Source organism: Sphingomonas aerolata (genome assembly GCF_003046295.1).
Classification (GTDB): domain Bacteria; phylum Pseudomonadota; class Alphaproteobacteria; order Sphingomonadales; family Sphingomonadaceae; genus Sphingomonas; species Sphingomonas aerolata.
The window spans coordinates 169,557-193,017 of record NZ_PZZN01000002.1 but is presented as its reverse complement, the minus strand read 5'-3'; the positions used below and the strand labels follow the sequence as shown (position 1 = coordinate 193,017).

At 68.3% G+C, this 23,461-nt stretch carries 20 protein-coding genes; 19 read left to right on the top strand and 1 reads right to left on the bottom strand.

Annotation, left to right across the window (positions count from 1 at the left end):
• Positions 1-277 precede the first annotated feature (277 nt).
• From C8J24_RS08290 to C8J24_RS08255, 8 genes are all read left to right on the top strand, one after another.
• Complete coding sequence (locus tag C8J24_RS08290; protein WP_107931668.1) at positions 278-4,942, top strand: NAD-glutamate dehydrogenase domain-containing protein; 4,665 nt, start codon at positions 278-280, stop codon at positions 4,940-4,942.
• A gap of 153 nt (positions 4,943-5,095) precedes the next feature.
• Positions 5,096-6,100 (top strand): cobaltochelatase subunit CobS, encoded by a 1,005-nt coding sequence (gene cobS / locus C8J24_RS08285; protein ID WP_031393922.1) that lies wholly within the window; start codon positions 5,096-5,098, stop codon positions 6,098-6,100.
• Between the two features lie 4 nt (positions 6,101-6,104).
• The gene (cobT, locus tag C8J24_RS08280; protein WP_031393923.1) at positions 6,105-7,928 is read left to right on the top strand and encodes a cobaltochelatase subunit CobT; all 1,824 of its coding nucleotides are present in this window, start codon (positions 6,105-6,107) and stop codon (positions 7,926-7,928) included.
• A gap of 22 nt (positions 7,929-7,950) precedes the next feature.
• Entirely contained in the window at positions 7,951-8,193 is a 243-nt protein-coding gene (locus C8J24_RS08275; RefSeq protein WP_244180573.1) for a ribbon-helix-helix domain-containing protein, read from the top strand.
• Between the two features lie 74 nt (positions 8,194-8,267).
• A complete protein-coding gene (locus C8J24_RS08270) occupies positions 8,268-10,775 on the top strand; it encodes a TonB-dependent receptor (protein ID WP_107931664.1) in 2,508 nt (835 codons plus the stop codon).
• Between the two features lie 8 nt (positions 10,776-10,783).
• Positions 10,784-11,530 (top strand): tetratricopeptide repeat protein, encoded by a 747-nt coding sequence (locus C8J24_RS08265; RefSeq protein ID WP_107931662.1) that lies wholly within the window; start codon positions 10,784-10,786, stop codon positions 11,528-11,530.
• Positions 11,524-12,207: a Fe2+-dependent dioxygenase gene (locus tag C8J24_RS08260; RefSeq protein ID WP_107931660.1), complete on the top strand. Its 684-nt coding sequence runs from the start codon at positions 11,524-11,526 to the stop codon at positions 12,205-12,207. The genes C8J24_RS08265 and C8J24_RS08260 overlap by 7 nt, the downstream gene beginning before the upstream one ends.
• Complete coding sequence (locus C8J24_RS08255) at positions 12,200-12,787, top strand: DUF922 domain-containing protein (RefSeq protein WP_107931658.1); 588 nt, start codon at positions 12,200-12,202, stop codon at positions 12,785-12,787. The genes C8J24_RS08260 and C8J24_RS08255 overlap by 8 nt, the downstream gene beginning before the upstream one ends.
• A gap of 4 nt (positions 12,788-12,791) precedes the next feature.
• On the opposite strand, the gene C8J24_RS08250 is transcribed toward C8J24_RS08255, so the two are convergent.
• The gene (locus C8J24_RS08250; protein WP_081877806.1) at positions 12,792-13,316 is read right to left on the bottom strand and encodes a J domain-containing protein; all 525 of its coding nucleotides are present in this window, start codon (positions 13,314-13,316) and stop codon (positions 12,792-12,794) included.
• 122 nt (positions 13,317-13,438) lie between these two features.
• Between C8J24_RS08250 and C8J24_RS08245 the strand changes: the two genes are divergently transcribed.
• The 11 genes from C8J24_RS08245 (at position 13,439) to C8J24_RS08195 (ending at position 23,456) form a co-directional block, all read left to right on the top strand.
• Positions 13,439-13,726: a BolA family protein gene (locus C8J24_RS08245; protein WP_031396501.1), complete on the top strand. Its 288-nt coding sequence runs from the start codon at positions 13,439-13,441 to the stop codon at positions 13,724-13,726.
• Positions 13,726-14,433 (top strand): glutathione S-transferase, encoded by a 708-nt coding sequence (locus tag C8J24_RS08240; protein WP_107931656.1) that lies wholly within the window; start codon positions 13,726-13,728, stop codon positions 14,431-14,433. The genes C8J24_RS08245 and C8J24_RS08240 overlap by 1 nt, the downstream gene beginning before the upstream one ends.
• 121 nt (positions 14,434-14,554) lie before the next feature.
• On the top strand, positions 14,555-14,941 hold the full coding sequence (locus C8J24_RS08235) for an NUDIX hydrolase (RefSeq protein WP_244180669.1): 387 nt from the start codon (positions 14,555-14,557) through the stop codon (positions 14,939-14,941).
• Positions 14,931-15,830, top strand: coding sequence for a pirin family protein (locus tag C8J24_RS08230; protein ID WP_107931652.1), 900 nt, complete (start codon positions 14,931-14,933; stop codon positions 15,828-15,830). The genes C8J24_RS08235 and C8J24_RS08230 overlap by 11 nt, the downstream gene beginning before the upstream one ends.
• 147 nt (positions 15,831-15,977) lie before the next feature.
• Positions 15,978-16,853 (top strand): alpha/beta fold hydrolase, encoded by an 876-nt coding sequence (locus tag C8J24_RS08225; protein ID WP_056408948.1) that lies wholly within the window; start codon positions 15,978-15,980, stop codon positions 16,851-16,853.
• Between the two features lie 150 nt (positions 16,854-17,003).
• A complete protein-coding gene (locus tag C8J24_RS08220; RefSeq protein ID WP_107931650.1) occupies positions 17,004-17,483 on the top strand; it encodes an RcnB family protein in 480 nt (159 codons plus the stop codon).
• 98 nt (positions 17,484-17,581) lie between these two features.
• The gene (gene hisG / locus C8J24_RS08215; protein WP_037530845.1) at positions 17,582-18,247 is read left to right on the top strand and encodes an ATP phosphoribosyltransferase; all 666 of its coding nucleotides are present in this window, start codon (positions 17,582-17,584) and stop codon (positions 18,245-18,247) included.
• A complete protein-coding gene (gene hisD, locus C8J24_RS08210; protein WP_107931648.1) occupies positions 18,244-19,539 on the top strand; it encodes a histidinol dehydrogenase in 1,296 nt (431 codons plus the stop codon). The genes hisG and hisD overlap by 4 nt, the downstream gene beginning before the upstream one ends.
• Before the next feature lie 212 nt (positions 19,540-19,751).
• On the top strand, positions 19,752-20,207 hold the full coding sequence (gene nusB / locus C8J24_RS08205) for a transcription antitermination factor NusB (protein WP_031396492.1): 456 nt from the start codon (positions 19,752-19,754) through the stop codon (positions 20,205-20,207).
• Positions 20,208-20,315: 108 nt separating this feature from the next.
• Complete coding sequence (gene thiL / locus C8J24_RS08200; protein ID WP_107931646.1) at positions 20,316-21,203, top strand: thiamine-phosphate kinase; 888 nt, start codon at positions 20,316-20,318, stop codon at positions 21,201-21,203.
• Positions 21,204-21,299: 96 nt separating this feature from the next.
• Positions 21,300-23,456 carry a sodium-translocating pyrophosphatase gene (locus C8J24_RS08195; protein ID WP_107931643.1) on the top strand — a complete coding sequence of 719 codons (2,157 nt, stop codon included), beginning with the start codon at positions 21,300-21,302 and terminating at the stop codon, positions 23,454-23,456.
• Positions 23,457-23,461: the final 5 nt, after the last annotated feature.

The window sequence follows — 23,461 nt, the reverse complement described above, 5'->3', positions numbered from 1 at the left end:
GCACCCGACACGCTGGCGCATGTCGTGCTCCGGACCGACGCGGAGCCCGGCGCGATCGTCCTGCTCGTCGCCCGCGCGGGGGTGGATGGCGGGCTCGACATCATAGGCACGATCACCGACGACGCGGCCATCACCGCGCAGGCCATGGCCGCGATCGGGTAGCAGAAAACCGTGTTCGCGCGGCGCCGTTGCGCATCCGAATGCTGCACCGCAACAGCGGTGTTCGCACCTGCCACAAGCCTTGAGGTCGTATCGTACCCGGCGCATAGGCGCGGTCATGGCTGATCTTTCCACGACGCTGACCGACGCGCTCGCCGCCCGGTTGACCGAACGCGCGCTTCCGGGCGAACTCAAGGACTTCGGCACGACGGAGGCGGCGCACGCCGCGGCTTTCGTCGTCGCCACGGCGCTTCGCCGCGACGATGGCGCGCCCGCCATCGCGCTCGAACCGATCAGCGCCGACGACACGCGCCGCCGCATGCGGCTGGCGATCGTCAACGACGACATGCCATTCCTGGTCGATTCGATTTCCGCCGCAATCGCCGCGCAGGACATCGCGATCGATCGCATCATCCACCCGGTCGTTCACACGACGCGCAGCCCCGACGGCGTGCTCCAGGCGATCGGCGACACCGGTCCCGCCGAATCGATGATCTATCTCGAGATGGAGCGCGCGGACGCCCGCGATCGGCGCGGGCTGATCGAGGAACTGACCGGCGTGCTCGCCGATGTGCGCGCGGCGGTGAAGGACTGGCGCGCGATGCAGGGCGCGATGGCGACCGATATCGCGCTGCTCCACAGCGACGGCCCCGATGCAGAAGGCGCGGCGCTGCTGCGCTGGTTCCTCGACGGTCATCTGACGCTGCTCGGGCATCAGGTCTGGCACCGCGACGGCAGCGGCGGCGCCGCGCTCGGCATCGCGCGCAATCCGCATGCCGTGCCGATCCTGGCGGAGGCCTCGCGTGCGCTCGCGATCCAGTGGTTCGAGGCGGGCAATCTTGCCCCGCTGCTGCTGAAGTCGAACCTGATCTCGACCGTCCACCGCGCCGTCCCGCTCGATCTGGTCGTCGTGCCGGTGATCGAGGGCGAGACGATCGCGGGGCTGTCGATCTACAGCGGTCTGTGGACCAGTGCGGCGCTGGCGACGATGCCGCGCGACGTGCCGATCCTGCGCACGCGACTTGCCGCGATGAAGGCGAAATTCGGGTTCGATCCCCGCGGCCATGCGGGCAAGGCGCTGACCCACGCATTCACCGCCCTGCCCCATGATCTGGTGATCGCGTTCGCGCCCGACGCGCTCGAGGAACTCGCGCTGACCGCGATGAGCCTGGCCGACCGGCCGCGTCCCGCGCTGGTGCTGGTCGCATCGCCGCTCGGCCGCCATCTGTTCGGCTTCGTCTGGCTGCCGCGCGACGACGTCACGACCGGCCGCCGCACCGCGATCGGCGAGATGCTCGCCGAGGCCGCGAATGCCACCGTGCTGAACTGGTCGATCGCGCTCGAGGACGGCGAGACCGCGATGCTGCGCTACACGCTCGACCTGCGCGGCGAAGGCCGCGTACCCGACGTCGCGCCGCTCGCGCTCAGGCTGCAGCGGATGGTCCGCGGCTGGGTGTCCGACGTCGAGGCCGCGCTGGTCGAGACATTGCCGTCGCCGCGCGCCGCCCGCCTCGCGCTGCGCTGGGCCGCCGCCTTCCCGCAAAACTACCGCAACCTCAGCAGCCCGGCCGAAGCCGCCGAGGACATCCAGCGGCTCGCCGCGCTCGACGGGCCGGGCTCGCGCGGCGTGCGCCTGATCTCCAGCGCGCCCGGCGAAGACCGCCAGCTCAAGATATACAAGCTGGGCGGCGCGCTGCCGCTGTCCGATGCCGTGCCGGTGCTCGAGAATTTCGGCTTCCGCGTGATCGGCGAATTGCCGACCCGGCTGCAGGAGGACAGCGATCCCTTCGTGCACGACTTCGTGCTCGAGGCGAACGATGCGGTCGCGCAGGCCGACGCCGCGACGCTCGAGCGCGCGATCGCCGCGGTGCTCGAAGGCGCGGCCGAGAACGATGCGTTCAACCGGCTGATCGTCGAAGTGGGGATGAGCCCGCAGGCGGTCGTGCTGTTCCGCGCCTGGTTCCGCTATCTGCGCCAGGCGGGACTGCCCTACGGCCTGACGACGGTGGTCGACGCGCTGCGCCGCGCGCCGAGAGTCGCGACCGCGCTGATCGCGCGCTTCGCCGCCGCGCATGATCCGGCCGATGCCGGGCATCCCGCCGACGCCGATGCGACGATCGAAGCGGGACTCGATGCTGTGACCGCGATCGACGACGACCGCATCCTGCGCGCCTATCATAGCCTGGTCGGCGCGACGCTGCGCACCAACGCCTTCACGCCCGCCGCGGCCGAGGCGCTTGCGTTCAAGCTCGACAGCCGCCTGATCCCCGGCCTCCCCGCGCCCGTGCCATGGCGCGAGATCTGGGTGTACAGCCCGCGGATCGAGGGCATCCATCTGCGCGCCGGCCCGGTCGCGCGCGGCGGGCTGCGCTGGTCCGACCGCCGCGACGACTTCCGCACCGAGATTCTCGGGCTCATGAAGGCGCAGCGCGTGAAGAACGCGGTGATCGTGCCGACCGGTGCAAAGGGCGGCTTCTATCCCAAACAGCTCCCCGCCCCGTCGAACCGCGACGCGTGGCTGGCGGAAGGGACCGAGAGCTACCGGATCTTCATCCGCACCCTGCTGTCGATCACCGACAACATCGTCGAGGGCAAGGTCGTCCATCCGGCGGGCGTCGCGATCCTCGACGGCGAGGATCCCTATTTCGTCGTTGCCGCGGACAAGGGCACCGCGACGTTCAGCGACGTCGCCAACGCGCTCGCGCTCGAGCGTGATTTCTGGCTAGGCGACGCGTTCGCGAGCGGCGGCTCGGTCGGCTATGATCACAAGGCGATGGGCATCACCGCCAAGGGCGCCTGGGTCTCGGTCCAGCGTCACTTCGCCGAGCGCGGCATCGACGTGCAGAGCGATCCGATCACCGTCGTCGGCTGCGGCGACATGTCGGGCGACGTGTTCGGCAACGGCATGCTGCTGTCGAAGTCGCTCAAGATCGTCGCGGCGTTCGACCATCGCCACATCTTCATCGATCCGAACCCCGATCCCGCCGCAAGCTGGGACGAGCGCGCGCGCATGTTCGCCCTCCCCCGGTCGAGCTGGGCGGACTACGACACCGCGCTGATCTCCGAGGGCGGCGGCGTCTTTCCGCGCACCGCCAAGGTCATCCGTCTCTCGCCCCAGGCGCAGGCGGTGCTCGGCATCGCGGTCGACGAGATCGAACCCGGCGCGCTGATCTCCGCGATCCTGAAGGCGCCCGCCGACCTGCTCTGGTTCGGCGGCATCGGCACCTATGTGAAGGCGGCATCCGAGAACAACGTCCAGGTCGGCGATCCTGCCAACGACCGGCTGCGCGTCAATGCCGAGGATCTGCGCGTCACCGCGATCGGCGAAGGTGCCAATCTCGGTGTCACGCAGGCCGCCCGCATCGCGTTTTCCGAGCGCGGCGGGCGGATCAACACCGACTTCATCGACAATTCGGCGGGCGTCGACTGCTCGGACAACGAGGTCAACATCAAGATCGCGCTCAACCGCGAGATGATCGAGGGGCGCCTGGGCTATGAGGACCGCAACGCGCTGCTCGCCAGCATGACCGACGACGTCGCGCATCTCGTGCTCGAGGACAACCGGCTCCAGACGCTCGCGCTGTCGATCGCCGAAGGCGCGGGCGCGCTGGCGGGACCCGGCGGTCTTGGCGGTGCGACCGGCGGCGGCGGCGGGCCGGGCTCGATGCCCAGCTATGTCCGCGTCATCGAGATCTTCGAGGGCAGCGGACGGCTCGATCGCGCGGTCGAGGGGCTGGCCGCCAATGACGACCTGCTTCGCCGCGGGCTCGACGGCCATGGCCTGACGCGACCGGAACTCGCCGTGCTGCTCGCCACCGCGAAGCTCGCGCTGCAGGATTCGATCGAGCACGCCGGGCTCGGCGACGACCCCGCGCTCAAGCCCGATCTTCACGCCGCCTTCCCGGCCGCGATGCGCGAGCATTTCGCGCAGGCGATCGACGACCACCGGCTGCGCGGCCAGATCGTCGCGACCAAGCTTGCCAACCGCATCGTCAACCGGCTCGGCGTGCTCCACCCGTTCGAGCTGGCCGAGGAGGAAGGCGCGGCGATGGGCGATATCGCGGCGATGTTCGTCGTCGCCGAACGGCTGTTCGACCTGCCCTCGCTCTGGGCGGACATCGAGTCACGACCGATGCCCGAAGCCGCGCGCATCGCGCTATTCGACGAGGTGGCGGTCGCCACGCGCTCGCAGATCGCGGATCTGCTGCGCGTGTCCGCGCCCGGCACGATGCCCGGTGCCGTACTCGCGCGCCTCGCCAAGGGGATCACGCATCTCGATGGCCAGACCAAGGCGCTGCTCCTCGAGGAGGCGAGCGCACAGAGCGACCGCATCGCCGCGCAGCTCGAGACGGCAGGTGCCCCGCACGACCTCGCGATCAAGGTGGTCCGGCTGTTCGAGCTCGACGGTGCGGTCGGGCTCGCCGATCTGGGCGAGCGCCTCGCGCTCGACGAGGCGGTGCTGACCCGCGCCTTCACGCATCTGGGGCAGGCGCTCGGGCTCGACTGGGCACAGGCGAATGCCGCGCGGATCACCCCGTCGGATCCGTGGGAACGCCTTCTCATCGCCGGACTTGCCCGCGATTTCCAGCAGTTGCGGCTGGAGTTCCTCGCACGGTGCGGGGCCAAGGATCCGCAGGGCGCGGTCGACACGTGGCTGGCGAGCAATGCCACCCGCGTCGCGCAGTTCAAGGCGGTGATCGACCGTGCACGCCACGCCGCCGTCCCGAACGCCGCGATGCTCGCGCAGATCGCCAGCCAGGCGCGCGTGCTGCTCGGCCGATAGGCGCAAACCGAAGCCCTGCCCCGCCACATTCCCGGCGGGGCGGGAACCCATCGCGCGTCCGGCGGTTCGATGATGTCTTCCCGACAATCGCGTACGTCGCGGTTGAGTATTCACCCGCGCTTGGCCTAGAGCTACCGGGAACACGAGGCCAGCATGACCGATATCCCCAATACCCAGCCCGACAGCCGCGAGACGACGATTCTCGACGCACCCGACCGCATGGTGAAGGTGCGCGAGATGTTCGGGATCGATTCCGACATGGAGGTGCCCGCCTTCTCCGAGGCGGATGAGCGCGTCCCCGATCTCGACCCCGCCTATGTCTTCGACGCGGACACCACGCTCGCGGTCCTTGCGGGCTTTGCGCACAACCGTCGCGTGATGGTCCAGGGCTATCACGGCACCGGCAAGTCGACGCATATCGAACAGGTCGCGGCGCGCCTGAAATGGCCGTGCATCCGCATCAACCTCGATGCGCATATCAGCCGCATCGACCTGATCGGCCGCGACGCGATCGTCCTGAAGGACGGCCAGCAGATCACCGAGTTCCGCGAAGGCCTGCTCCCCTGGGCGCTGCAGACCCCGACCGCGCTCGTGTTCGATGAATATGACGCTGGGCGTCCCGACGTGATGTTCGTGATCCAGCGCGTGCTGGAGACCGAGGGCAAGCTGACCCTGCTTGACCAGAACCGCGTGATCCGCCCGAACCCGTGGTTCCGCCTGTTCGCGACCGCCAACACGGTCGGCCTCGGCGACACCAGCGGGCTGTATCACGGCACGCAGCAGATCAACCAGGGCCAGATGGACCGCTGGAACATCGTCGTTACGCTCAACTATCTGCCCGCCAAGGTCGAGGCGCAGATCGTGCTCGCCAAGTCGGGCGAATATGACAAGCCAGACGGCAAGAAGGTCGTCGAGAACATGGTCCGCGTCGCCGACATGACCCGCAAGGGCTTCGTCAACGGCGACATCTCAACCGTGATGAGCCCGCGTACCGTCATCACCTGGGCGCAGAATGCGCTGATCTTCGGTGACGTCGGCTTCGCGTTCCGCCTGTCGTTCCTCAACAAGTGCGACGAGGCAGAGCGGTCGCTGGTCGCGGAATATTACCAGCGCGTGTTCGGCAAGGACCTGCCCGAGAGCGTGATGGGCAAGGCCTGAGGCCTTGGCGAACGAAACGCCCCTCGACCGGTTCAAGGCGGTTCTCGCTGGCACCGCGCGTGCGATCGCGGAGGAGCCCGAGGTCGAGCTCGCCTTCACCGCGGACGCGCCGGCGCAGTCGGGCAAGCACATCAAGGTGCCGATGCCCGCGCGCGCGCTGCCGCCCGAACAGGTCGCGGAAGCGCGCGGGTTCGCCGACGGCTTCGCGCTTCAGCTGAAGCATCACGACATCGCGCTGCACAACCGTGCCGCGCCGGTCGAGGCGGTCGCGCGTGCGGTGTTCGACGCGGTCGAGACCGCACGCGTCGAGGCGCTGGGCTCGCGCGGCTATGCCGGGATCAGCGACAATCTCGCCATGGCGCTCGACGTCCGGCTGCGCGCCGACCCGATCACGCGCGCGCGCAACCGCGACGAGGTGCCGTTGTCGACCGCGCTTGGGCTGATGGTGCGCGAGCGGCTGACCGGGCAGGAATCGCCCGCGGTCGCCGCCCCCGGCCTCGCGCTGGTGCGCGAGTGGATCGAGCAGAAGACCGATCTCGACGCGCTGGCCTATGCGATCGACGACCAGAAGACGTTCCAGGGCCTGGCGCGCAAGATGCTCGCCGAGCTCGAGCTCGTCCAGGCGGACCAGGTCCCCGAGGAGAGCGAAGAGGGCGGCTCCGAGGACGAGGGCACCGACGAGCAGCAGCAGGACGAGGGCGACGAAGGCGACGACCAGGGCGAGGACGGCCAGGGCGAAGTCGAGGCGCGCGGCGAACAGTCCGAGCAGCAGAACGAGGAAAGCGACGGCCAGGAGCAGAGCGACGAGTCGATGGACGACATCGACGGCGAGCCCGGCGATGACGGCGAGGAGGGCATGCAGCCCGTCCGCCCCAACCGCCCGATGGCGGACATGGGCACCGCGTTCGACTACAAGCCGTGGACGACGCAGTTCGACGAAGTGATCGCCGCGACCGAGCTGTGCGATGCCGAGGAACTGGCACGTCTGCGCGGCTATCTCGACCAGCAGCTGGTCCATCTCCAGTCCGCGGTATCGAAGCTCGCCAACCGGCTGCAGCGCCGGCTGATGGCGCAGCAATCGCGCTCCTGGGATTTCGACCAGGAGGAGGGCATTCTCGACGCGGCGCGCCTCGCCCGCGTGATCGTCAATCCGACGCTGTCGCTCAGCTACAAGGCCGAGCGCGAGACCGATTTCCGTGACACCGTGGTCACGCTGCTGATCGACAATTCGGGGTCGATGCGCGGACGTCCGATCTCGATCGCGGCGATCAGCGCGGACATCCTCGCGCGCACGCTCGAACGCTGCGGCGTGAAGACCGAGATCCTTGGCTTCACCACGCGCGCGTGGAAGGGCGGCCAGTCGCGCGAGACCTGGCTCGCAGCAGGTCGTCCGCCCCAGCCCGGCCGTCTCAACGACATCCGCCACATCGTCTACAAGCGTGCCGACGAACCGTGGCGGCGCGCACGCAACTCGCTCGGGCTGATGATGCGCGAGGGGTTGCTGAAGGAGAATATCGACGGCGAGGCGCTGATGTGGGCGCACGCCCGGCTCGTCGCGCGGCCCGAGGAACGCCGCATCCTGATGGTGATCAGCGATGGCGCGCCGGTCGACGATTCGACGCTCAGCGTAAATTCGGGCTCCTATCTCGAACGCCATCTGCGTCAGGTCATCGGCTGGATCGAGACCAGGTCGCCGGTCGAGCTCGTCGCTATCGGCATCGGCCACGACGTGACGCGCTATTATGCGCGCGCGGTCACGATCATGGACGTCGAACAGCTCGGCGGGACGATCATCGAACAGCTCGCATCGCTCTTCGACACCGAGTGACGGCCATTCGGCCACCGCGCGCGTGATCGCCCCCCCGCGCGGCGGGTTTGCAGGCCCCGTGAAGCGGTCGATCACGATCGCCGGTCACCAGACGTCGATCAGCCTCGAACCGATCTTCTGGCAGGCGCTCGAGCGCGAGGCGGTCCGGCTCGGCCTGCCCTTGTCGGCGCTGGTCGCCGAGATCGACGCGCTGCGCATCGTCGCGGACGTGCCCCCGAACCTTGCCAGCGCCTTGCGGAGCTGGCTGTTCGCCTCGTCGACTTGAGAACCAGTCGCATTAGCATTGACAGTGCGAACGACTCTCAATAGCGATACTCCAAGAGCAAAAGGGGTTTCACTATGTCGACTGTTTCGCCGCGGGGCGTCGCGCCGCGTCCTGCCACGATGCCCGCCTTCCTGGCCCTGTCCTGCATCGGTGCCTTCACGACCGCGCCGGCGCTCGCCGCCGATGCCGACCGGACGGCGGCGACGCCCAGGGCCACCCCGGCGGATAACGCCGACGTGCAGCACCGCGACGAGATCCTGGTCAACGGCCACCGCGAACGCGAGGCCGGCCCGAAACAGGTCGCGCCGCTGGTCGATACCCCGCGCTCGATCATCGTCCTGCCCAAGGAGGTGATCGAACAGACCGGATCGAACAGCCTCGCGGATGCGCTGCGCACCGTGCCCGGCATCACCTTCGGCGCCGCGGAGGGCGGCAATCCGATCGGCGACCGCCCCTTCATCCGCGGGTTCGACAGCCAGGGCAGCATCTTCGTCGACGGTGTCCGCGACCTCGCCTCGCAGACGCGCGAGGTGTTCGCGGTGGAGTCGGTCCAGATCGTCCGCGGGTCCGATTCGACGCTCGGCGGCCGCGGCTCGGCGGGCGGCACGATCAACATCCTGTCGCGCCTGCCCGTGCTCGACACGTTCGGCTCGCTCAGCGGCAGCTATGGCGAGGCGGACTATAAGCGGGTCACCGGCGACCTGAACCTCAAGATCTCCGACACCGCGGCGTTCCGGATCCAGGGCATGTGGCACGACCAGGACGTCACGGGCCGCGATGCGATCTGGCAGAAGCGCTGGGGCATCGCACCCTCCGTCGCGATCGGGCTCGGCACGCCGACCCGGCTGACCGCGAGCTTCTATCATATGGAAAGCAGCGAACTGCCCGACAGCGGCATCCCCTATCTCTACACGATCAATAATCACCCCGGCACCGGCAGCGTCACGACACGGCCCGCGCTCGGGACCGTGACGACCGCGGGCGGCCAGACAGGCTTTGTCTCCCGGAAAAACTTCTACGGGCTGGCCGCGCGCGACTTCCGCGACGCCGACACCAACCAGGCGACGATCCGCGTCGAGCATGATTTCGGCGGCATCACGCTGCGCAACACCGCGCGCTACACGCACAGCACGCAAAGCTTCATCTTCACCCTCCCCGACGACAGCCAGGGCAATGTCTATGGCACCACCGCGACCAATACGGGCGCGAACGTGACCAATGGCGGCTATGTCTGGACGCGCGGCAACACGCGCTACGGCTATAGCGAAAGCATCGTCGACCAGACCGACCTGTACGGCAAATTCAATACCGGCGGCATCGAGCACAGCTTCTCGCTCGGCACCGAGCTTTCATGGGAAAAGACGCGCCGCGGCACGTTCGTGTCGGCGAACGGCTCGACGATCTCGCCGCGATGCAACACGGCGACGATCGCGCGCTCCTATTGCGTCAGCCTGTTCGATCCGGATCCCTATGCGCCCTGGGTCAATTACGCGAGCGACACGTCGACGACGCAGACTCCGATCGCACGGGGCGCGCTGTCCACCGAAACGCAGAACGACGCCAATACCAAGGCGGTCTACGCGTTCGATTCGATCACGCTGATCCCCGCGCTGATCCTGAACCTGGGCGCGCGCTACGACCGGTTCGAATCGACGATCACGCTGCCGGGCGCAACGCAGACGAAGCTCACGCGCGTCGACAACCTCTTCAACTGGCAGGCAGGGCTCGTCTTCAAGCCGACGCCCGAAACCAGCCTCTATGCGAGCTACGCGACCGCCGCGACGCCGCCGAACAGCCTGCTCGGCGAAGGCCGCGAGGATAACGCGATCACCGCCGTAGTGCTCGGGCTGTTGAAGCCGCAAAAGACCAAGTCCTATGAGGTCGGCGCCAAGGCGAGCCTGTTCGCCGAGAAGCTGCAGCTCGGCGCGGCGGTGTTCCAGACGGAGATTTCCAACGCGCGCGTGCTCGACGACACGAACACCGCATCGTTCATCGGCGAGACGAGAATTCGCGGGTTCGAGTTCAACGTCAGCGGGACGATTCTCCCCGGCTGGACCGTCTTCGGCGGCTTCACGCATCTCGACCCGAAGATCATCGACGGCGGCTTCACGACGCTGACCGCCCCCGCGATCACGACCACCGCGAACGGGGTGACGACCGTCGTCCAGCCTGCGCGGACCACCGGCGTCGTGTCGGTCAACACCGGCAAGCAGGTGCCGCAGACCGCGAAGAACAGCTTCACCGCGACGACCAGTGTCGATGTGACGCGCCGGCTGCAGATCGGCGGCACCGCACTGTACATGGACGAACAGATCGGCGGCTATGCGGACAATCGCAGCGCGCGGCAGACTGCGGCGGGCGTCGTCACGGTAACCCCCGCGACCAAGGTCCTCACCCGCAGCACGCCCGGTTACTGGCGGTTCGATGCGCGGGCCAGCTACAAGCTGACCGACATGATCGACCTCAGCGTCAACGCGCAGAACCTGACCAACAAGACCTATTTCTCGCAGACCTATGCCAGCCACTATGCCACGCTCGCCGCGGGCCGTACGGTGTTCGGCACGGTCAACCTGCGGTTCTGAGGGCCAGAGTGACGGCGCTAGACACACTTTCGCCCGACGCCATCGCCGCGCGCCTCGCCGGCAGTTCGGAGGAGCGCGCGGCGTTCGTGCGCGAGGCGGCGGAAGCCGGCGTGGCGGAGGCACAGGCGGTGTACGGGCAGATGCTGCTCGACGGGACCGGCGTCGCGGCCGATCCGGCTGCCGCCATGGCCTGTTTCGTCAAGGCGGCGGCGCAGCATCACGTGATGGCGCTCAACATGGTCGGGCGCTGCTATGATCTCGGCTGGGGCACGCCGGTCGACAAGGCGCGCGCGGCGGAATGCTACCGGGTCGCGGCTGCGCGCGGGCTTGACTGGGCGATGTACAATTACGCGACGCTGCTGGCGCTGGGTGACGGCGTGCCCGAGGACAGGCCGGCCGCGCTCGCCCTGCTGGAGAAGGTTGCCGCGATGAACACAGGGCTTGCAAGCGCGAAAGCGATCAACTTCGTCGGCAGCTTCGCCGAGGATGGCTGGGCCTGCCCCCGCGACCTCGCGCGTGCCGCGGCCTGCTATGCCAGTGCGGCAGAGGGCGGCGATTTCCGCGGCTGTTTCAACCATGCGCGGATGCTCGGTGCGGCGGGCGAGATCGACGCCGCGCTCGGCTGGCTCGAACAGGCCGGCGCGCGGGGCAACGCCGCGTTCGTGACGAAGGCGCAGGCGTTTCTCGCGGCCAGCGACATCGCGGCGTTCCGCACGCGGGGCGTCGCGGCGTTGCGGGAGGGCGCACAGTGCTGATCGCGATTCCGGACGTGCTCGATTCCGCCGGCGTCGCGCGGGTCCGTACGCTGATCGACGCGGCCGAGTGGGTCGACGGCAACGCGACCTCGGGCGTGCAAAGCGCGCTCGCCAAGCGCAACGAACAATTGCCCGAGGAGTCCGCCGCGGCGAGGGACGCCGGTGGCATGATCCTCGACGCGCTGGGGCAGTCGGCGCTGTTCATCGCCGCCGCGCTGCCGCTGAAGGTCTTCCCGCCGCTGTTCAACCGCTATGCCGGCGGGCAGGATTTCGGACTGCACGTCGACACCGCGATCCGTATCCGCCGCGGCAGCGATTTCCGGATCCGCAGCGACCTGTCGGCAACGCTCTTTCTCGAAGACCCCGCCGACTATGACGGCGGCGAGCTGGTGATCGAGGATCAGTTCGGCCCGCAATCGGTCAAGCTGCCCGCCGGGCACATGGTCGTCTATCCCGCCTCCAGCCTGCACCGGGTGACGCCGGTGACGCGCGGCGTGCGGACCGCCTCGTTCTTCTGGCTGCAGTCGATGGTCCGCGACGACGGCGCGCGCCGGATCCTGTTCGATCTCGACCAGGGCGTGCAGGCGGTCGCCGCGGCGCAAGGGATGGCCGACCCGGCGACGATCCGGCTGACCGGCGTCTATCACAATCTGCTCCGTCGCTGGGCCGATGCGTGACCACGCCCCGCCGATCCGGCCCCTCGTCGCGCTGCTCGCGATCGCGGGGATCACAGGCCAGTCGAGCGCGCAGGCTAATATAGCGTTTGCCGGAATACCGGACGTGACGATCGACTATTACCCGGTCGATGGCGGCGATGCGATGGCGGTTCGCCGGGCGATCGACGCCGCCCGGCCGACCGATGCGCATGACGGCCGCCGGGTCGATGCGCTGAGCAGCTGGGACCTGCGCTGGTCCTGGCCGCGGACCAGACATGGCGGCTGCGATCTTGCCGCAGCGACGATCCGCTACCGGGCGACGGTCCGCATGCCACAGCTCGCGGCGACCGCCCGACTGACCGCCGCCGAGCGCGTCGATTGGGACCGCTACGCCGCGGCGCTCGCCCGGCACGAGGCGGGGCATGTCCGCTACACCTATCGCCACCGCGGCGACATCCTGGCCGCGATCCGGGGGGCGACCTGCCGGACCGCGGACGCCGCCGCGCAGGCCGTATTCGCCGGGTTCGATGCCTATCATGTCGCCTATGACCGCGAGACCGCGCATGGCACCAAGGACGGGGCCAGCTTCCCCGCCTCCTGACCCGTCAGGCGAACGCCGCGGCACCCTTCAGATGCTGATAGGCGGCGATGACCTTCTGCAACTCCGATTCATGCGCCCGGTCCCCGCCATTGCGGTCGGGATGATAGCGCCGCACCAGTTCGCTATAGCGTTTGCGCAGCGCGGTGCGATCGGTGTCGGTCCCCAGCCCCAGCACGCGCAGCGACCGCCGCTCGCCATCGGACAGCACGCGACCATCCTTGCGCGCAGCCGCCATCCGCTCGCCGAACCGCGCGCCGATCGCGTCGATCGGGTCGGCGAAATCCGCCCATTTGGGCGGCGTGTCGCCGCCGCCATGCGCAAAGGCCCGCGTCTCGCGTTCCCATCCCGCCATCGGCCGCTGCGCATGGTGGATCTCGTCCGCGGTCATCCCGTCGAAATAATTATAGCCTGCGTTGAACGCGCGGACATGCTCGAGGCAGAACCAGCGGAATTGCGGCGGCCCGCCATCGCTCGGCCCCTCGAGCGGCGGCGCGCGGAATTCGCCGGGTTCGGCACAGCCCGGCCACATGCACACACGCCCGCTGCCCTCCACGCGCCCGTGGAAACGGGGGCTGGGCCGGTCCTTGCGCTCTTTTCTCGCGTCTTGCGTCACCGGCTCCCCGTCTATCCAAAACGGGCTATATAGGTCGGATGACAGACCTCGCCACCGGCTCCGTACAGGACCAGATCACCGCGCGCCTCACCGCCGCGCTCGCCCCGACCCATCTGACCGTCGTCAACGAGAGCGCGCTGCATGCCGGACATATGGGTGACGACGGCACCGGCGAGACGCATTTCCGTGTCGAGGTAGAAGCACCGGCGTTCCAAGGGCTTAACCGCGTCGCCCGGCAACGCCTCGTGAACCACGCGCTCGCCGAACTGCTCAGCACGCAGATCCACGCGCTCGCGATCAAGGCGCGCGCGCCTGGAGAGGCATGATGGCCTATACGCTCTGGTACTGGCCCGGCCTTCAGGGCCGCGGCGAGTTCGTCCGGCTTGCGCTCGAGGGCGGCGAGATTCCCTATACGGATGCGGCGCACGATCGCGGTGCCGAGGCGCTGATGGCCGATCTGAACGACCGCACCGGCCGCACGCCCTTCGCGCCGCCCTATCTCGAACTCAATGGTCTGGTGATCGCACAGGTCGCCAACATCCTGATGTATCTGGGCGAACGCCACGACCTCGCGCCGTCGAACATGGCCGATCGGCTGTGGCTCAACCAGCTCCAGCTGACGGTCGCCGATCTCGTCGCGGAGGTCCACAACGTCCACCACCCGGTCGCGATGATGGACTATTACGCCGACCAGAAGCCCGAAGCCGCGCGCGCCGCGAAGCAGTTCCGTGAGGAGCGGCTGCCCAAATTCCTCGGTCACTTCGACGATGCGGCGCAGGCCAATCCGGGCGAATGGCTGATCGACCATCGCTGGACCTATGCCGACACCTCGCTGTTCCAGATCGTCGAGGGGCTGCGCTACATGTTTCCGCAGCGGATGCGCACGCTCGAACCCGACTATCCCAATCTGATCCGGATCCGCGACCAGGTCGCCGAGATCCCCGCAATCAGGGCCTATCTGAACAGCGACCGGCGGATCGCGTTCAACACCGACGGCATCTTCCGCCACTATCCCGAACTCGACGCCGCATGAGCCTTGGTCGCCTCCTCACATCGAACACCTCCCGGCGAAGGCCGGGGAGGTGCCTCGGGCTGTGAGAACCCCCCGCCCCGCCGCGCGCATCCTGCTCGTCGATGCGCAGGACCGCGTGCTGATGTTCCGCTTCACCCCCGACGATCGCCCGCCGCTCTGGTGCACGCCGGGCGGCGCGGTCGATCCGGGAGAAAGCTACGCCGCCGCCGCCCGCCGCGAGCTTTGGGAAGAGGTCGGGCTCGACATGGATTGCGGCCCCGAAGTCGCGCGCCGCGTCGTCGACTTCCGCACCTTCGAGGGCGTCGAGGTGACCGCCGACGAACGCTATTTCCGCGTCGACGTGGATACGTGCGACGTCGCGGCAGGCGGGCTCACCGATCAGGAGCGCAAGCTGCTCGTCGGTCACCGCTGGTTTTCCCGAAACGAGATCGCGGGGCATGACGAAGTCCTCTATCCAGCGGACCTCGTCGAACTCCTCGACGCCACGGAGACACGCCATGCTGGATGATTTCGTCCTCCAGACCATCCTGCCCTCGACGCATGATCTGGGCGGCTTCAAGGTCCACCGCACCTTGCCGAACAAGGAACGGACGATGGTCGGCCCGTTCCTGTTCTTCGACCAGATGGGCCCCGCACATCTCGAGGTCGGTACGGGCATCGACGTGCGCCCGCATCCGCACATCAACCTGTCGACCGTCACCTATCTGTTCGACGGCGCGATCGACCACCGCGACTCGCTCGGCACGCAGGCACGGATCGAGCCCGGCGCGGTCAATCTGATGACCGCGGGCCACGGCATCGTCCATTCCGAACGCTCGCCCGGCGACGAGCGCGCCGGCGGGCCCAACCTGTCGGGTATCCAGACCTGGCTGGCGTTGCCCGAGGCGGTCGAGGAGATCGATCCCGCGTTCGAACACGTCACCAAGGCACAGCTGCCGGTGATCGAGGCGCACGGTGCGCGCTCGCGAATCATCATGGGGAGTCTCTGGGGCCAGAGCGCGCCGACCACGACCTATTCGGGCACGATCTACGCCGACATCGCGCTCGACCCGGGTGCGAGCGTGCCGATCGACGCGGCGGCGGAGGAGCGCGCGGTCTATCTCGCCATGGGCGAGGCGACGTTGGAGGGCGTAAAGCTCGAGCCGCAGGTGCTCTACGTCCTGCGCCCCGGCATCGCCGCGACGCTGCGCTCGGCGACCGGCGGACGGGCGATGCTGTGCGGCGGCGATGCGTTCACGACACCGCGCCACGTCTGGTGGAACTTCGTCAGCTCGAACCGCGACCGGATCGAACAGGCGAAACGCGACTGGAATGCGGGTAATTTCCCGAAGGTCCCCGGCGACGAGAAGGAACGGATCGAGATCCCGGCGATACCCAAGACGGTCAGCTACCCCTGACCCTCAGGTAAATCCTCCCCCGCCAGGGGGAGGATCGCAAAATGGATCCGGCCCTTGTCCCGCCCTGCGCGGTACCGCACACTCCCCCTATCGGTGCGGACCATATCGACCCCCGACCAGATCCGGGGCACCATGCGGGAGAGAGACATGACCGAGCTGCAGAGCCTCCGACTATCCACCGGCGTCGACCTCGACGTCGCGATCAGCGGCGATCCCGCGCATCCGCCCGTCATCCTCCTCCACGGCTTCCCCGAATCGCACCGCACCTGGCGCCACATCGCTCCCGATCTCGCGCGCGACCATTATGTCATCGCTCCCGACCAGCGCGGCTATGCGCGCTCGTCGAAGCCCGAAGGCGTCGCGAACTACACCCCCGACAAGATCGTCGCCGATCTGCTCGCGCTCGCCGATCAGCTCAAGATCGACCGCTTCACGCTGGTCGGGCATGACTGGGGCGGCGCGGTCGCCTGGATGGCCGCGCTTCAGCATCCCGACCGGATCGAACGGCTGGTGATCGTCAACGCGCCCCACCCGCTCGTCTTCCAGCGGACGATCTTCGACGACCCCGAACAGCGCAAGGCGAGCCAGTATATCCGCCGGTTCCGCGACACGAGTATCGACCAGGGCCTCACCGGCACGGGCCTCGAGAAATTCCTCGGCTCGACCTTCGCGCATCACGTGACGCAGGCGATCGCGGGCAAGGACAAGGCCGCCTATCTCGACGAATGGTCGCAGCCCGGCGCGATGACCGCGATGCTCAACTGGTACCGCGCCAGCGCGATCGTCGTCCCCGCGATGGACGAGACCCCGCCCCGCCCCGCCTTTCTCGACGCGCCCTTCCCGCCGATGAAGATGCCGGTGCTGGTGATCTGGGGCATGCGCGACACCGCGCTGCTGCCGAGCCAGCTCGATCTTGCCGACTATGTCCCCGAGCTGACGATCGAGAAGGTCGATGCGGGCCATTTCGTCCCCTGGGAAAAACCCGACGCGGTGATCGCCGCAATGCGCCGCTGGGGAATTTAACGCCCTCTTCGTCAGGATGACGGCATTGGTGGACCGCCTTGATCGCCACCTGTCTGAATCCTGACCAGCACATTCTGAAACCGTTCAGCGGCCGGGGAGCAAATCTCCTGTCATGCCGTTTGATACGGCGACGAAGACAGGAGAGCAGTCATGCGTAAGTTGATCCTCGCGGCCGTAGCCGCCGCCACCTTGGTTCCCACGTTCGCCACCGCGCAGAGCTATGGCGAAGTCCGCCGCAGCGACCGTGAAGTGCGTCAGAGCCAGCGCGAACTTCAGCAGGCGCGCCGTTTCGGCGACCGCGGCGACGTCCGCGATGCCCGCCGCGAGTTGCGCGAAGACCGTCAGGAGCGCCGCGAGGACTGGCGCGACTATCGCCGCAGCCACGCCAACGTCTATCGTCGTCCGGCCTATGTCGGCCCGCGCGGCTATCGTTATCGCCCGATCAACGTCGGCCACCGGTTCGCGCCGCAATATTATAGCCGCAACTACTGGATCAACGACTACCAGACCTATCGCCTGCCGCGCCCGGGCTTCGGCTATCAGCGCTGGGTCCGCTATGGCCGCGACGTCGTCCTGGTCGACACGCGCAACGGTCGCGTCGCACAGGTCAACAACGGCTTCTTCTACTAAGGCGCCACGACGGCCCGGGAGCGATCCCGGGCCGTATTGTTGTGGCGATCGGGGCGATCCGGTTGCACCCTCCCCAGCCCGATCGTAAAGCCCGGCGCGTGCCAGACTCCCAGATCATCATCGCCGTCCCGAAGGGACGTATCCTAGCCGAGGCTTTGCCGCTGCTCGCCCGCGCCGGCATCCATCCCGAAGCGGCGTTTTCGGACGAGGACAGCCGCGCGCTCCGCTTCGCGACCAACGACCCCGACATCTCGCTGATCCGCGTCCGCGCGTTCGATGTCGCGACCTTCGTCGCGCACGGCGCGGCGCAGCTCGGCATCGTCGGCTCTGACGTGATCGCCGAATTCGGCTATTCCGAACTCTATGCCCCGGTCGATCTCGGCATCGGTCATTGCCGCCTGTCGGTCGCCGAGCCCACCGCAATGGCGGCGAAGGACGATCCACGCGGCTGGAGCCATGTCCGCGTCGCGACCAAATATCCGCACGTCACCGCCGCGCATTTCGCCGCCCGCGGCGTCCAGGCCGAATGCGTGAAGCTGAACGGCGCGATGGAGCTCGCCCCGACGCTTGGCCTCGCGCCGCGCATCGTCGACCTCGTCTCGTCGGGCCGCACGCTCAAGGAAAACGGCCTGGTCGAGGTCGAGCGGATCATGGACGTCACCAGCCGACTGGTCGTCAACCGCGCCGCGATGAAGACGCGCGCACGGGTGGTGCCGCTGGTCGAGGCGTTCCGCCGCGCCGTCGAGCAGGAGCAGGCCGCATGATCCGCCTTTCCACCACCGACGCCGATTTCGCCGACCGCTTCACCGCGCTCGTCGAGGATCGCCGCGAATCGGACGCCGGCGTCACGCAGGACGTCGCCGCGATCATCGCGTCCGTCCGCCGCGACGGCGAGGCCGCGCTGCGCGACCTCACGCAGAAGCACGACCGCCACGATCTCGAAGCGACTGGCTGGCAGATCGACGCCGCCGACTGCAAGGCCGCGTTCGACGCGCTCGAGCCCGAGCTGCGCACCGCGCTCGAACTCGCCGCCGCGCGCATCCGGGCGTATCACGAGAAGCAGCGCCCGCTCGACAGCGACTCGGTCGATTCCGCGGGTGTCCGGCTCGGCGCCCGCTGGCTCCCGGTCGACGCCGCGGGCATCTATGTCCCCGGCGGTCGCGCGGCCTATCCCTCGTCGCTGCTGATGAACGCGATCCCCGCCAAGGTCGCAGGCGTCGGCCGGCTCGCCATGGTCACGCCGACGCCGGACGGCCAGATCAACCCGCTCGTCCTCGCCGCCGCGCATCTCGCGGGCGTCGACGAGGTCTGGCGTGTCGGTGGTGCGCAGGCCGTCGCCGCGCTCGCTTACGGCGCCGGCCGGATCGCGCCCGTCGACGTCATCACCGGCCCCGGCAACGCCTGGGTCGCGGAGGCCAAGCGCCAGGTTTACGGCGTCGTCGGCATCGACATGGTCGCAGGGCCCTCCGAAATCGTCGTCGTCGCGGACGCGCTGAACGACCCCGAATGGACCGCCGCCGACCTGCTCAGCCAGGCCGAGCACGACGTCACCACCCAGTCGATCCTGTTCACCGACGACGCGGCGTTCGCCGACAAGGTCGCCGCCGCGGTCGATCGCCAGCTCAGCGCGCTCGCCACCGAGGCGGTCGCGCGCGTCGCCTGGGATGCGAACGGCGCGATCATCGTCGTCGACACGCTGGCGGACGCAATCCCGCTGGTCGACCGGCTTGCCGCCGAGCATCTCCAGCTCGCGATTCCGGACCCGCAGGGCTTTTTCGACCACGTCCGCCACGCGGGCTCGGTGTTCCTCGGCCGCTACACCCCCGAGGCGATCGGCGATTACGTCGCCGGCCCGAACCACGTCCTGCCGACCGGCCGCCGCGCGCGGTTCGCGAGCGGGTTGTCGGTGCTCGACTTCATGAAACGCACCAGTTTCCTCGCACTCGACGAAGCCGCCCTGCGCGAACTCGGCCCCGCCACCGTCGCACTCGCCAACGCCGAGGGTTTGCCGGCCCACGCAAAATCGGTGGCGTTGCGGCTTCGCCTCAACCACTGATTTTTGTTCGCGCGGAGGCGCGGAGGCGCGGAGATGTTGTACGCGGCGCAGCCGCCCCGATCCTCACCAGCGGGTTATTGGAGGGCCGCTGCGCGGTAAGGTCGACACCTCCGCACCTCCGCGCCTCCGCGCGAACCAATCTTCTTCGCTTAGACACGCCCGAAACGCGAAGGGCTGACACGCAGCCCCCCCGCGCGTACAGGCAACCGCTTATGTCCAGAACCGCTCCCCGCACCAAGGCACGCGCCGCCGCGCGACTCGCCGCCGTCCAGGCGACCTACCAGCATGAGATGGAGGGCACCGCGATGCCCGTCCTGCTCAACGAATTCCACCAGCACCGGCTCGGCGCGACGATCGAAGACGTCGAATATGCCGAGGCGGACGTCGATTTCTTCGACGACCTCGTGACCGGCGCGAATGCCCGCAGCGGCGAGATCGACCTGCTGATCGAGGGCAAGCTCGCCAAGGGCTGGACGCTCGCCCGCCTCGACAAGCCGATGAAGGCGATCATCCGCGTCGGCACCTACGAGTTGCTGGCGCGCAAGGACGTGCCGGTCGCCGCGGTGATCAGCGAATATGTCGACGTCGCGCACGCCTTTTACGACAAGCGCGAATCGGGCTTCGTCAACGGCCTGCTCGACGGCATCGCGAAAGAGGTTCGGGCGTAATCTATCGTCATCCTAGGCTCGACCCAGGACCCAGAGTAACAGGACGGAGCGTTCGTTACTCTGGGTCCTGACTTTCGTCAGGATGACGCTGCTGTATTGGCGGAGGACATGACCGAAGCCGAGTTCATCGCCGCGCTGCGCCGCCTCCCGCTCCACCCCGCGGCACGCGGCCTGAACGACGACACCGCGCTGCTCGACGCAGGGCCCCTCGTCGTCACCACCGACACGCTGGTCGAGGGCGTGCATTTCCTCCCCACCGACCCGCCACAGGACGTCGCGTGGAAGCTCGTCGCGACTAACCTCTCCGATCTCGCCGCCAAGGGCGCGGTTCCCGAGGGCATCCTGCTCAATTACCCGCTCGGCGACGACGCATGGGACCGCACGTTCCTCGAAGGCCTCGCCGACATCCTTACGGCCCATGACACGCGGCTGATCGGCGGCGACACGGTCACCCTCCCCCCGGGAGCACCCCGCATCCTCACCGTCACCGCCTTCGGCAGCGACGCCGCCGCCCCCGCCCGCGCCGGCGCGAAGCCGGGGGACGCGCTCTACGTCACCGGCAAGATCGGCGATGCCGGGGCAGGACTGGCGATCGCGCTCGGCAAGTCTGGCCCGGCCGAACTCCTCGCCGCGTATCGCCGCCCGCAGCCCCGCCTCGCCGACGGCCGCCGCCTCGCCCGCCAGGTCCATGCGATGATGGACGTGTCCGACGGCCTGCTCATCGATGCCACCCGCATGGCGCACGCCAGCGGCCTCGCCGTCGCGATCGATCTCGCGGCCGTCCCCCTCTCCGACGCCTATCGTGCCTATTCAGGCGATCGGGTCGCAGCGGCGACCGCAGGCGACGACTATCAGCTGCTGTTCGCCGCGCCCGAAGATTTCGCCACCGATGCCACCCGAATAGGGGCGTTCTTGACGGGATCGGGGCTGGTCCTTCACGATGCCGGCACGCCCGTCCCGCTGCCGCCAAGTCTAGGCTATGAGCACCGCGCCTGACGGTCGCTTGCGCAATACCCCTGCACTGATAGGTTCCTTTGACGGGACTCGGCAAAGCCGAGACCGGGGAGGAACTGAAAAAAGGGATAGTGCCGTATGACGACCGTCTATCTGGCCATGATCTGCGGCGTCATCGCCGTCCTATATGGCTTCGTCACCAGTCGGCAGGTGCTCGCCGCATCCCCCGGCAATGCGAAGATGCAGGACATTGCCGCCGCCATCCAGGAGGGCGCAAAGGCCTATCTCGGCCGCCAGTATACGACCATCGCGATCGTCGGCGTCATCGTCGCCGCCATCCTGCTCGCCACGCTCGGTGTCATCTCGACGATCGGCTTCGTCATCGGCGCGGTGCTGTCGGGGGTCGCGGGCTATGTCGGCATGAACATCTCGGTCCGGGCGAACGTCCGCACCGCAGAGGCCGCGCGCACCTCGCTCCAGGCCGGGCTGACCATGGCGTTCCGCTCTGGCGCGGTCACCGGCATGCTCGTCGCAGGGCTCGGGCTGCTCGCGATCAGCGCCTTCTTCTGGTACCTCACCGGCCCCGCGGGTCACGCGCCCAACGACCGGATCATCGTCGAGGCACTGACCGCGCTGGCGTTCGGGGCCTCGCTGATCTCGATCTTCGCGCGGCTCGGCGGCGGCATCTTCACCAAGGCGGCGGACGTCGGCGCGGATCTGGTCGGCAAGGTCGAGGCGGGCATTCCCGAGGACGACCCCCGCAACCCCGCGGTCATCGCCGATAATGTCGGCGACAATGTCGGCGATTGCGCCGGCATGGCCGCCGATCTGTTCGAAACCTATGTCGTCACCCTGGGCGTCACGATGATCTCGATCGCGCTGCTGATCCAGGCGAGCGGCGCCGAGCTGATGCGGCTGATGACGCTCCCGCTGCTGGTCGGCGGCGTGTGCATCATCACCTCGATCATCGGCACCTACATGGTCCGGCTCGGCGGCGGCAGCATCATGGGCGCACTCTACAAGGGCTTCTTCACCTCGACGATCCTGTCGATCCCCGCCATCTACCTCGCCACGCAGTATGTGCTTGGCGACCTCCACCGCGTGATCGGCGGCGCGGGCTATCTCGATCCCGCGACCGACGACCTGACCACCCAGGCCGCGCCGTCGCTGACGCAGAGCTTCACCGGCATGGACCTGTTCTGGTCGATGATGATCGGGCTGGTCGTCACCGGGCTGATCGTGTGGATCACCGAATATTATACCGGCACCAACCACCGCCCGGTCCAGTCGATTGCCAGGGCATCCGAGACCGGCCACGGCACCAACGTCATCCAGGGGCTCGCGATCAGCCTCGAATCGACCGCGCTGCCCACCCTTGTCATCGTCGTCGCGGTGATCGTCGCCTACCAGCTCGCCGGGATCATCGGCATCGCCTTTGCCGCCACCGCGATGCTCGCCCAGGCGGGCATGGTCGTCGCGCTCGACGCCTATGGCCCGGTCACCGACAATGCCGGCGGGATCGCCGAGATGGCGGGCCTGCCCGATGACGTCCGACAAAAGACCGATGCGCTCGACGCAGTCGGCAACACCACCAAGGCGGTGACCAAGGGCTATGCGATCGGCTCGGCCGGGCTCGCCGCGCTCGTCCTGTTCGGCGCCTATACCACCGATCTCGCGACTTATTTCCCGCAGGTCACGGTCGATTTCAGCCTCAGCAACCCGTATGTCATCGTCGGGCTGCTGCTCGGTGCGCTGCTGCCCTATCTGTTCGGCGCGTTCGGGATGACCGCGGTCGGTCGCGCGGCGGGCGCGGTCGTCGAGGAGGTCCGCGCGCAGTTCCGCGACAATCCCGGCATCATGCTCGGCACCAGCCGCCCCAATTATGCGCGCACCGTCGATCTCGTGACGAAGGCGGCGATCCGCGAGATGATCGTGCCCTCGCTGCTGCCGGTGCTGTCGCCGATCGCGGTGTATTTCATCATCACCGCGGTCGCCGGCCAGGCCTCGGGCTTCGCCGCGCTCGGCGCGATGCTGCTCGGCGTGATCGTCTCGGGGCTGTTCGTCGCGATCTCGATGACGAGCGGCGGCGGCGCCTGGGACAATGCCAAGAAATATATCGAGGACGGCAATCACGGCGGCAAGGGATCCGAGGCGCACAAGGCCGCGGTGACCGGCGACACCGTCGGCGATCCCTACAAGGACACCGCGGGCCCCGCGGTGAACCCGATGATCAAGATCACCAACATCGTCGCGCTGCTGCTGCTCGCCGCGCTGGCCGGCGGCGGGGTGGGCTGACCCGA

What these genes read in the sequence shown, in the direction of transcription:
- C8J24_RS08290 (WP_107931668.1), top strand. Translation starts at nt 278, where the DNA reads ATGGCTGATCTTTCCACGACGCTGACCGACGCGCTCGCCGCCCGGTTG.
- cobS (WP_031393922.1), top strand. Translation starts at nt 5,096, where the DNA reads ATGACCGATATCCCCAATACCCAGCCCGACAGCCGCGAGACGACGATT.
- C8J24_RS08270 (WP_107931664.1), top strand. Translation starts at nt 8,268, where the DNA reads ATGTCGACTGTTTCGCCGCGGGGCGTCGCGCCGCGTCCTGCCACGATG.
- C8J24_RS08255 (WP_107931658.1), top strand. Translation starts at nt 12,200, where the DNA reads ATGCGTGACCACGCCCCGCCGATCCGGCCCCTCGTCGCGCTGCTCGCG.
- C8J24_RS08250 (WP_081877806.1), bottom strand. Translation starts at nt 13,316, where the DNA reads ATGTGGCCGGGCTGTGCCGAACCCGGCGAATTCCGCGCGCCGCCGCTC.
- C8J24_RS08245 (WP_031396501.1), top strand. Translation starts at nt 13,439, where the DNA reads ATGACAGACCTCGCCACCGGCTCCGTACAGGACCAGATCACCGCGCGC.
- C8J24_RS08240 (WP_107931656.1), top strand. Translation starts at nt 13,726, where the DNA reads ATGGCCTATACGCTCTGGTACTGGCCCGGCCTTCAGGGCCGCGGCGAG.
- C8J24_RS08235 (WP_244180669.1), top strand. Translation starts at nt 14,555, where the DNA reads ATGTTCCGCTTCACCCCCGACGATCGCCCGCCGCTCTGGTGCACGCCG.
- C8J24_RS08230 (WP_107931652.1), top strand. Translation starts at nt 14,931, where the DNA reads ATGCTGGATGATTTCGTCCTCCAGACCATCCTGCCCTCGACGCATGAT.
- C8J24_RS08225 (WP_056408948.1), top strand. Translation starts at nt 15,978, where the DNA reads ATGACCGAGCTGCAGAGCCTCCGACTATCCACCGGCGTCGACCTCGAC.
- C8J24_RS08220 (WP_107931650.1), top strand. Translation starts at nt 17,004, where the DNA reads ATGCGTAAGTTGATCCTCGCGGCCGTAGCCGCCGCCACCTTGGTTCCC.
- hisD (WP_107931648.1), top strand. Translation starts at nt 18,244, where the DNA reads ATGATCCGCCTTTCCACCACCGACGCCGATTTCGCCGACCGCTTCACC.
- nusB (WP_031396492.1), top strand. Translation starts at nt 19,752, where the DNA reads ATGTCCAGAACCGCTCCCCGCACCAAGGCACGCGCCGCCGCGCGACTC.
- thiL (WP_107931646.1), top strand. Translation starts at nt 20,316, where the DNA reads ATGACCGAAGCCGAGTTCATCGCCGCGCTGCGCCGCCTCCCGCTCCAC.
- C8J24_RS08195 (WP_107931643.1), top strand. Translation starts at nt 21,300, where the DNA reads ATGACGACCGTCTATCTGGCCATGATCTGCGGCGTCATCGCCGTCCTA.